5 protein-coding genes are annotated in these 7,823 nt (G+C 71.5%); 1 reads left to right on the forward strand and 4 read right to left on the reverse strand.

All coding sequences use genetic code 11. The annotated features are described in order from the left end of the window. Nucleotides 1-78: 78 nt before the first annotated feature. Nucleotides 79-2,490: a polysaccharide lyase 8 family protein gene (locus tag EEJ42_RS36820; RefSeq protein WP_123106536.1), complete on the reverse strand. Its 2,412-nt coding sequence runs from the start codon at nt 2,488-2,490 to the stop codon at nt 79-81. 146 nt (nt 2,491-2,636) lie between these two features. Between EEJ42_RS36820 and EEJ42_RS36825 the strand changes: the two genes are divergently transcribed. Continuing rightward, nucleotides 2,637-3,194 (forward strand): YceI family protein, encoded by a 558-nt coding sequence (locus EEJ42_RS36825; protein ID WP_123106537.1) that lies wholly within the window; start codon nt 2,637-2,639, stop codon nt 3,192-3,194. Nucleotides 3,195-3,299: 105 nt separating this feature from the next. On the opposite strand, the gene cimA is transcribed toward EEJ42_RS36825, so the two are convergent. The 3 genes from cimA to EEJ42_RS36840 form a co-directional block, all read right to left on the reverse strand. Continuing rightward, on the reverse strand, nt 3,300-4,898 hold the full coding sequence (cimA, locus tag EEJ42_RS36830; RefSeq protein ID WP_123106538.1) for a citramalate synthase: 1,599 nt from the start codon (nt 4,896-4,898) through the stop codon (nt 3,300-3,302). 310 nt (nt 4,899-5,208) lie between these two features. Then, complete coding sequence (locus EEJ42_RS36835) at nt 5,209-6,294, reverse strand: branched-chain amino acid aminotransferase (protein ID WP_123106539.1); 1,086 nt, start codon at nt 6,292-6,294, stop codon at nt 5,209-5,211. Between the two features lie 205 nt (nt 6,295-6,499). Then, nucleotides 6,500-7,537 carry a 3-isopropylmalate dehydrogenase gene (locus EEJ42_RS36840; protein ID WP_123106540.1) on the reverse strand — a complete coding sequence of 346 codons (1,038 nt, stop codon included), beginning with the start codon at nt 7,535-7,537 and terminating at the stop codon, nt 6,500-6,502. Between the last annotated feature and the right edge of the window lie 286 nt (nt 7,538-7,823).

Here is a 7,823-nt window from a genome sequence, read left to right on the forward strand (position 1 = left end):
CACCGCCCACGCGGCATCGGAGATCTCAGGCACATCCCTCATGACCATCCAACGAGCCGATGATCGGCGAGACACTGCCTAGCGCAGCGCGACCTCGCAGTGGTGGGTGGCACAGGCCGTGCCGGGGGTGACGCGCAGCCGCAGGGCGCCGCCGGTGGCCAGCACCTCGACCGTGGCGTCGTGGGCCGTCACGGCGCGCACCGGATGCGCCCAGAGGACATCGAACGGCTCCCCGGTCCGGAGCGGCTCGGCGATCGCGAGGTGCGCGGTGTGCCGTCCGGTACGGCGCAGCAGCACGCTCGCCGGGGCGCCCGCGGTCAGCGGACCGGCCGTGCCCGGGGCCCAGAAGGTGGCCGCCGTGACGCCGAGCGACGGGATGGCGATGGCCTGCCGGGCTCCAGAGTTGGCGAGCACGGTCAGCCAGCGGCTGTCGGCGGCGCGGGCGGCGAGGGCGGCCGGGCCCGCGCCCGGCATCAGGAGGTAGGCGTAACGCCCGCCCTCGGGGTCGGTGCCGTGGTCGTGCCAGAGGGTGAGGTAGCGGCGGGTGAGGGGGTCCGGGGAGCCGCCGGTGTTGATGTCCCGCCAGGAGCCGGTGCGGGCCTCGCGCCGGGTGTGGAGGGTGGCGCCGCCGGGGAACACATAGCCGCCGTGCCCGGCGAGATGGGCCCAGCGCGCCCGGCGGAAGGTGCGGGTCCGCTCCGGTGCGGCGGGCTGGGGGACGCCGTCGACGGTGAGGGTGGGGGTGGGGGTGGGGGTGCCGTCGGCGCCGAGGTTGCGGTTGTCGACGACGGTGACGACGGGGGCGCCGTCGCGGGCGGTGATGTCCGCGCCGAGGCAGACGATCGCGTCGGCCACGCAGAACCAGGACTTCTTGGCGCGCAGGGTGGAGCCGAGTCCGCGTAACTCCTGGCCGATGGCGGCGAACTCGCCGTCGGTGGTGCCGCCGACCCAGCGCGCGGCGGGTTTGGGTTCGCCCCAGCCGCCGCCCTCGTTGTCGGCGAGCGGCCGGGCGGAGGCGGTGGTTCCGGGGAGCCGATAGGGGTCGACGGTGGGCCAGAAGGCGTCCGTGTACTGGGTCGCGGTGCCCTCGCCCGCCCACCAGGAGAGCATTCCGGCACCGGTGTGCCAGCCGCGCGGGTGCTCGCCGTTGCCGTTCTCGTAGTACGCGATCCGGTCCGAGGCCATGGCCAGGGCTGCGGTCCAGCCGGGGCGCCGGTGCACGGCCCGGTCCATGGCCGGGAACAGCCGGTGCCCCACCGGCTCGGGCAGCGCCGGGCCGGGCCCCTTGGCCACGGCCGCCAGCCGCGCCAGGTCCGCGACGCCGAACTGCGGGTCGGTCAGCACCGGGTTGCTGGTGTCGCGTGCGATCCAGCCCCTGACCATGCCGTTCCAGCGCTCCCGCGCGGTGGCGTCCGCGCCCGCGCCGAGCAGGGCGATGGCGGCGAGGAACAGATGGCCGCGCTGATGGTCGCTCTGGAGGATCGACCGCGGGTCATTGACCTGGACGCCGCGGCTGACGGCCCGCCCGGAGACGGCGTCCATCATCAGCCCGTCGTGCAGCAGCGGGGCGTACGCGTGCTCCACGCTGTCCAGGATGATCCGCCGGTTGGGGTCGGTGACCTCCCACTCCGACCCGGCGAGCAGGGCGAAGAGCCGGCCGAGGCCGTCGAGCAGGACGTAGCCGTAGGTGCCGGAGTAGGCGACCCAGGTGTGCTGGATGAACGATCCGTCGGCGTAGAGCCCATCGCCTCGCGTCACGTACGGGAAGACGGGCGAGAGCGCGTCCCGGGCGAGCGCGACCTTGGCGGGCGCCGCGCCGAGGATGCCGCGCAGGGCCACGACGCGGCACAGGTCGACGCGGTTGGCGCCGGTGCTGGTGCCGGTGTAGTCGCCGAGCATGGTGTCGGGGACGAAGTGGTCGACGGCGGCCAGACAGCGTTCCCGCCGCTCGTCGCCGAGCCGGTCGTACAGGATCGTGAGGGTGTCCAGGAGCAGCCGGGGGCTGCCGATCTGCCACTCCCACCAGTTGCCGTAGCGGGTGGTGGCGGGGTGGTAGACGGTGGCGTCGAGGTGGTCGATGCCGCGGGCGACGTCGTCGGCGAGGCCGGGGTCGCCGGTGAGGCCGGTGCCGGGCTGGGCGTACGCCTGGGCCATGGTGTTCAGCCGCTGGTAGCTCTGGGTGATGCCCGCGGGCGGGTCGAAGGGCTGGTCGGGCCAGAGCGAGGCGGCGGCGGGCGTCATGCTCGTCCGGAACCGGGTGGCCAGGCGGCCGGTCTCGGCGAGGCGGGCGGCGTACGGCTCGGCGGCGGGGTCGTAGCCGGTGCCGAGCGTGAGGTCGGTCCAGCGGCGGCGCAGGGCGGCGTAGTCCGGCGCGGTGGCGTGACCGGCGTGCGCGGGCAGGGCCAGGGCCGGGGCCGGGGATAACGCTCCGGTGGCGGCCGCGGCCAGGAAGCCTCGCCGGGACCAGGGTCTGAGCGGGCGCGGTGGCATGGGACCTCCAGCGGGGACGGACGGGCGGTGGGGTGATGCCCGGGTTCTCCGTCTTCCATACGCCACGGATGTTGAGGTTTGAACCGAAGAGGTCTATTCTCACCCTTGTTCAATATTGAACAAAAAATACCTGTCAAGGAGGAGCCATGGGGGATCTCACCGCACTGACCGGGGACTACACCATCGATCCCGCGCACAGCAGCATCGGCTTCACGGTGCGGCATGCCATGGTCACCAATGTCCGCGGGTCCTTCCCCGAACACGAGGGGACCCTTCATCTGGACGGCGCCGACCCGTCCCGTTCGACCGCCTCGATCGATGTCACGATCGCCAGTGTCGACACCGGCAAGACGGACCGCGACGCCCATCTGCGCAGCGCCGACTTCTTCGACGCCGAGACCTACCCGCTGATGACCTTCCGCAGCACCGCCGCGGAGCGGGTCGACGAGGAGCATTACCGGATCACCGGCGACCTGACCATCAAGGACGTCACCCGCCCGATCACCATCGACCTCGAGTTCAACGGCTCGGCCACCGACGCGTTCGGCAACGAGCGCGTCGGCTTCGAGGGCCGTGCCGAGCTGCTGCGCTCCGACTGGGGCCTGACCTGGAACGCCGCACTGGAGACCGGCGGGGTGATGGTCAGCGACAAGGCCAAGCTGACCTTCGACATCTCCGCGATCAAGAACACCGCACAGGGCTGAATCCGCCGTCCAGGGCTCGGTTCACCCCCCGCACACTCCGCGGCCCCGGCAGGGCCACACCCCTGAAAACTTCTGCCGGGGCCGCGGAATCTCGCGTACCGGCGGCTACTCCTGCGGCTCCACTCCGGCCCGCAGCAGCCCGTACGCGTACGCGTCGTCCAGCGCCTGCCAGGAGGCGTCGATCACGTTCTCCGCGACGCCGACCGTGGACCACTCCCCCTGTCCGTCGGCGGTGGAGACGAGCACCCGGGTCGTGGACTCCGTGCCGTGCTTGCCCTCCAGGATGCGGACCTTGTAGTCGACCAGCTCCATCTTGGCGAGCTGCGGGTAGATCCGCTCCAGCCCCACGCGCAGCGCCTTGTCCAGCGCGTTGACCGGACCGTTGCCCTCCGCCGTGGCGACGATGCGCTCGCCCTTGGCCCACAGCTTCACCGTCGCCTCGTTGGCGTGGGTGCCGTCCGGGCGGGTCTCGACGATCGCGCGCCAGGACTCGACCCGGAAGTAGCGGCGGACCCGGCCCTCGGCCTCCGCGCGCAGCAGCAGCTCGAACGAGGCGTCGGCGGCCTCGTACGTGTAGCCCGCCAGCTCGCGCTCCTTGACCCGCTCGACCACCCGCTGCACCAGCGCCCGGTCGCCGCCGAGGTCGATGCCCAGCTCCTTGCCCTTCAGCTCGATCGAGGCGCGGCCCGCCATGTCCGAGACCAGCATGCGCATCGTGTTGCCGACCCGCTCGGGGTCGATGTGCTGGTACAGATCCGGGTCGACCTTGATCGCGGAGGCGTGGAGCCCGGCCTTGTGGGCGAAGGCGGAGACACCCACATAGGGCTGGTGGGTCGACGGCGTCAGGTTGACGACCTCGGCGATCGCGTGCGAGATCCGGGTCATCTCCTCCATCGCGCCGGGCGGCAGCACCCGGCGGCCGTACTTCAGCTCCAGGGCGGCGACGACCGGGAACAGGTTGGCGTTGCCGACCCGCTCGCCGTAGCCGTTGGCGGTGCACTGGACGTGGGTGGCGCCCGCGTCGACCGCGGCCAGGCTGTTGGCGACGGCGCAGCCGGTGTCGTCCTGGGCGTGGATGCCCAGGCGGGCGCCGGTGTCGGCGAGGACGGTACGGACCACGGCGTCGATCTGGCCGGGCAGCATGCCGCCGTTGGTGTCGCAGAGGATCACCACGTCGGCGCCCGCCTCGTGCGCGGTGGCGACGACCCGCTTGGCGTAGTCGGCGTTGGCGCGGTAGCCGTCGAAGAAGTGCTCACAGTCGAGGAACACCCGGCGGCCCTGGGACCGCAGGTACGCGACGGTGTCGCGGACCATCGCCAGGTTCTCCTCCAGCGTGGTGCGCAGGGCCAGCTCCACATGGCGGTCATGGGACTTGGCCACCAGGGTGATCACCGGGGCGCCCGAGTCGAGCAGCGCCTTGACCTGCGCGTCGTCCTCGGCCTTCACCCCCGCCTTGCGGGTGGCGCCGAACGCGACGAGCTGGGCGTGCTTGAAGTCGATCTCCGCCTGGGCACGGTCGAAGAACTCCGTGTCCCGCGGGTTGGCGCCCGGCCAGCCCCCCTCGATGAAGCCCACGCCGAAGTCGTCCAGGTGACGGGCGATGGTGAGCTTGTCGGCGACCGTCAGGTTGATGCCCTCGCGCTGCGCGCCGTCGCGCAGCGTGGTGTCGAAGACGTGGAAGCTGTCGTCGGGCCGATCCTTCATGGTGGTCTGGCTCCTGTCGGATGGATCTGGGGCTACCGGAATATCCGGTTCCGCGCCCTCCATGATCCTGCACGCTCCGCATCCGGTGGGATGGTCCGGAAAACGAAAAGACCCCTCGCGGGTGCGAGAGGTCTGCGCGCGGGTCTGGGGCACGGTGGTCGCGTCGTACCGGGTCGTACGGGGCGATCACTGCGGACCGGCGCGCCTGCTGCCAATAATCGTGGCGAACGAGAGCACGGAGGCAGTCAAGCACAATTCCGCCTCCGTGCTCCCATCCGTCTCAGGATGCGGGCTGTGCGCCCCTAAAGGCTCAGCCCACGCGGTGGAGCCAGCCGTGGGGGTCGGGGGCGGCGCCGGTCTGGATGTCCAGCAGCGCCTTGCGCAGCTTCGTCGTGACCTCGCCGGGCTGCCCGTCGGCCACCGTCCAGCTCGCGCGGGCCGACTTCACCGAGCCGACCGGGGTGATCACGGCCGCGGTGCCGCAGGCGAAGACCTCGGTGAGGCTGCCGTCCTCGTTCCCCTCGCGCCAGTCGTCGACCGAGATCCGGCCCTCGGCGACCTCGTAACCGAGGTCCTCGGCGATCCGCAGCAGGGAGGCGCGGGTGATGCCGGGGAGCAGCGAACCGGACAGCTCGGGGGTGACGATGCGGTTCCCGTACACGAAGTACAGGTTCATGCCGCCCATTTCCTCGATCCAGCGGCGCTCGATGGCGTCCAGCCAGACCACCTGGTCGCAGCCCTGCTCGGCGGCCTGCGCCTGGGCCACCAGCGAGGCGGCGTAGTTGCCGCCCGCCTTGGCGGTGCCGGTGCCGCCGGGGGCGGCCCGCACGTACTCCTCGGACAGCCAGACGGAGACCGGGTGCACGCCGCGCGGGAAGTAGGCGCCCGCCGGGGAGGCGATCACGACGAACAGGTACTCGTTGGCGGGCCGGACGCCCAGGCCCACTTCGGACGCGATCATGAACGGCCGCAGGTACAGGGATGCCTCACCGCTGCCCGGCACCCACGCCCGGTCCTGGGTGACCAGGGCGTCGCAGGCCGCGAGGAACAGGTCGACCGGCAGCTCGGGCATCGCCATGCGGCGGGCGGATGCCTGGAAGCGCTCGGCGTTCTGCTCCGGGCGGAAGGTGGCCACGGTCCCGTCGGGCTGGCGGTACGCCTTGAGCCCTTCGAAGATCGTCTGCGCGTAGTGCAGCGTCATGTTCGCCGGGTCGAGCGACAGCGGGGCATAGGGCACGAGCTGTGCCTCGTGCCAGCCGCGGCCCTCCGTCCACTTGATCGTCACCATGTGGTCGGTGAAGTGGCGGCCGAAACCGGGGTTGGCCAGAATCTCCTCCCGCTCCGCGTCGGAGAGCGGGTGCGAGGAGGGCTTGAGCTCGATGGAGGGCGTCGTCATTCGTGGTAGTCCTTCACTTCCGTTGTGGCGGACCGCGCTCACACCATCCTGCCCGTGATCGGTACTAGGACGTCCAAGCTTCCCTGCACACGGCGGCCCCACGAGCGATTATCGCCGACGTGGGGCCGTCAGTTACGGATGCGTGCGAAAGTGCGCGGCCCAAGGTCGATGGTCGCACCCAGCCGCGCACTGGCACAGGCTGGGGTCAGCCGGATACTCGGGCGGCGAGCGCGTCGCCGATCTCGTCGGTGGTACGCGCCGCGTCCCGTTCGGTGAGATCCTCGGCGACGGCGGCCTCGATGCGGGCCGCCTCGTCCGCGTAGCCGAGGTGCTGGAGGAGCAGGGCCACCGACAGGATGGTCGCGGTCGGATCGGCCTTGCCGGTGCCCGCGATGTCCGGCGCGGAGCCGTGGACCGGCTCGAACATCGACGGGAAGGCGCCGGAGGGGTTGATGTTGCCGCTCGCGGCGAGCCCGATGCCACCGGTGACGGCGGCGGCGAGGTCGGTGAGGATGTCACCGAAGAGGTTGTCGGTCACGATCACGTCGAACCGCTCGGGCTGGGTGACGAAGAAGATCGTCGCGGCGTCGACGTGCAGGTAGTCCGTGGTGACGTCGGGGTACTCGGCGCCGACCTTGTCGAAGATGTTCTTCCACAGGTGACCGGCGTGCACCAGGACGTTGTTCTTGTGCACGAGCGTCAGCTTCTTGCGCGGGCGGCTGTTGGCGCGCTCGTACGCGTCCCGGACGACGCGCTCGACGCCGTACGCGGTGTTCAGGCTGACCTCGGTGGCGACCTCGGCCGGGGTACCGGTCCGCAGCGAGCCGCCGTTCCCCACGTACGGGCCCTCGGTGCCCTCCCGGACGACGACGAAGTCGATGTCGGGGCGCCCGGCCAGCGGGGTCGTGGTGTTCGGGAAGAGCTTCGACGGACGCAGGTTGACGTAGTGGTCGAAGGCGAAGCGCAGCTTGAGCAGCAGCCCGCGCTCCAGCACCCCGGACGGGACCGACGGGTCACCGATCGCGCCCAGCAGGATCGCGTCGTGGTCCTTCAGCGACTCCAGCTCGGCGTCCGTCAGGGTCTCGCCGGTGGCGTGCCAGCGCCGGGCGCCGAGGTCGTAACTCTTGGTCTCCAGCTTCACGTCCTGGGGAAGGGCGGCGCCGAGGACCTTGAGGCCCTGGGCCACGACTTCCTGGCCGATACCGTCACCGGGGATCACTGCGAGGCGAATGCTGCGAGACATACCCGGACCCTACTCCTCGTCCCACCCCATGACATCGGTCGTCCGCCATACGGACAGATCGTCCATCGGTCAGGCCGCGTTCACCCGGAGTACGGCGTGGCGTCGCCCGCGCGGGGGAGATTCCGGATCATGCATACACCACGGTTCGGCATTCCGGAGCCGCTCGCGAGCCGGATGACCATGGCGGAGCAGCACGAGTACCTGCGCGAAGCCCTCCCCCGCCGACGGGTGCTGCGCGGGGGCGCCGCGACGGCCGGGGCGGCCGCGGTGGCGCTGGGCGGCGCGG

Source organism: Streptomyces botrytidirepellens (assembly GCF_003721215.1).
Classification (GTDB): domain Bacteria; phylum Actinomycetota; class Actinomycetes; order Streptomycetales; family Streptomycetaceae; genus Streptomyces; species Streptomyces himastatinicus.

Bases quoted from the DNA above. Each gene is read 5' to 3' on its own strand.
- EEJ42_RS36820 (WP_123106536.1), bottom strand. From the start codon at position 2,490: ATGCCACCGCGCCCGCTCAGACCCTGGTCCCGGCGAGGCTTCCTGGCC.
- EEJ42_RS36825 (WP_123106537.1), top strand. From the start codon at position 2,637: ATGGGGGATCTCACCGCACTGACCGGGGACTACACCATCGATCCCGCG.
- cimA (WP_123106538.1), bottom strand. From the start codon at position 4,898: ATGAAGGATCGGCCCGACGACAGCTTCCACGTCTTCGACACCACGCTG.
- EEJ42_RS36835 (WP_123106539.1), bottom strand. From the start codon at position 6,294: ATGACGACGCCCTCCATCGAGCTCAAGCCCTCCTCGCACCCGCTCTCC.
- EEJ42_RS36840 (WP_123106540.1), bottom strand. From the start codon at position 7,537: ATGTCTCGCAGCATTCGCCTCGCAGTGATCCCCGGTGACGGTATCGGC.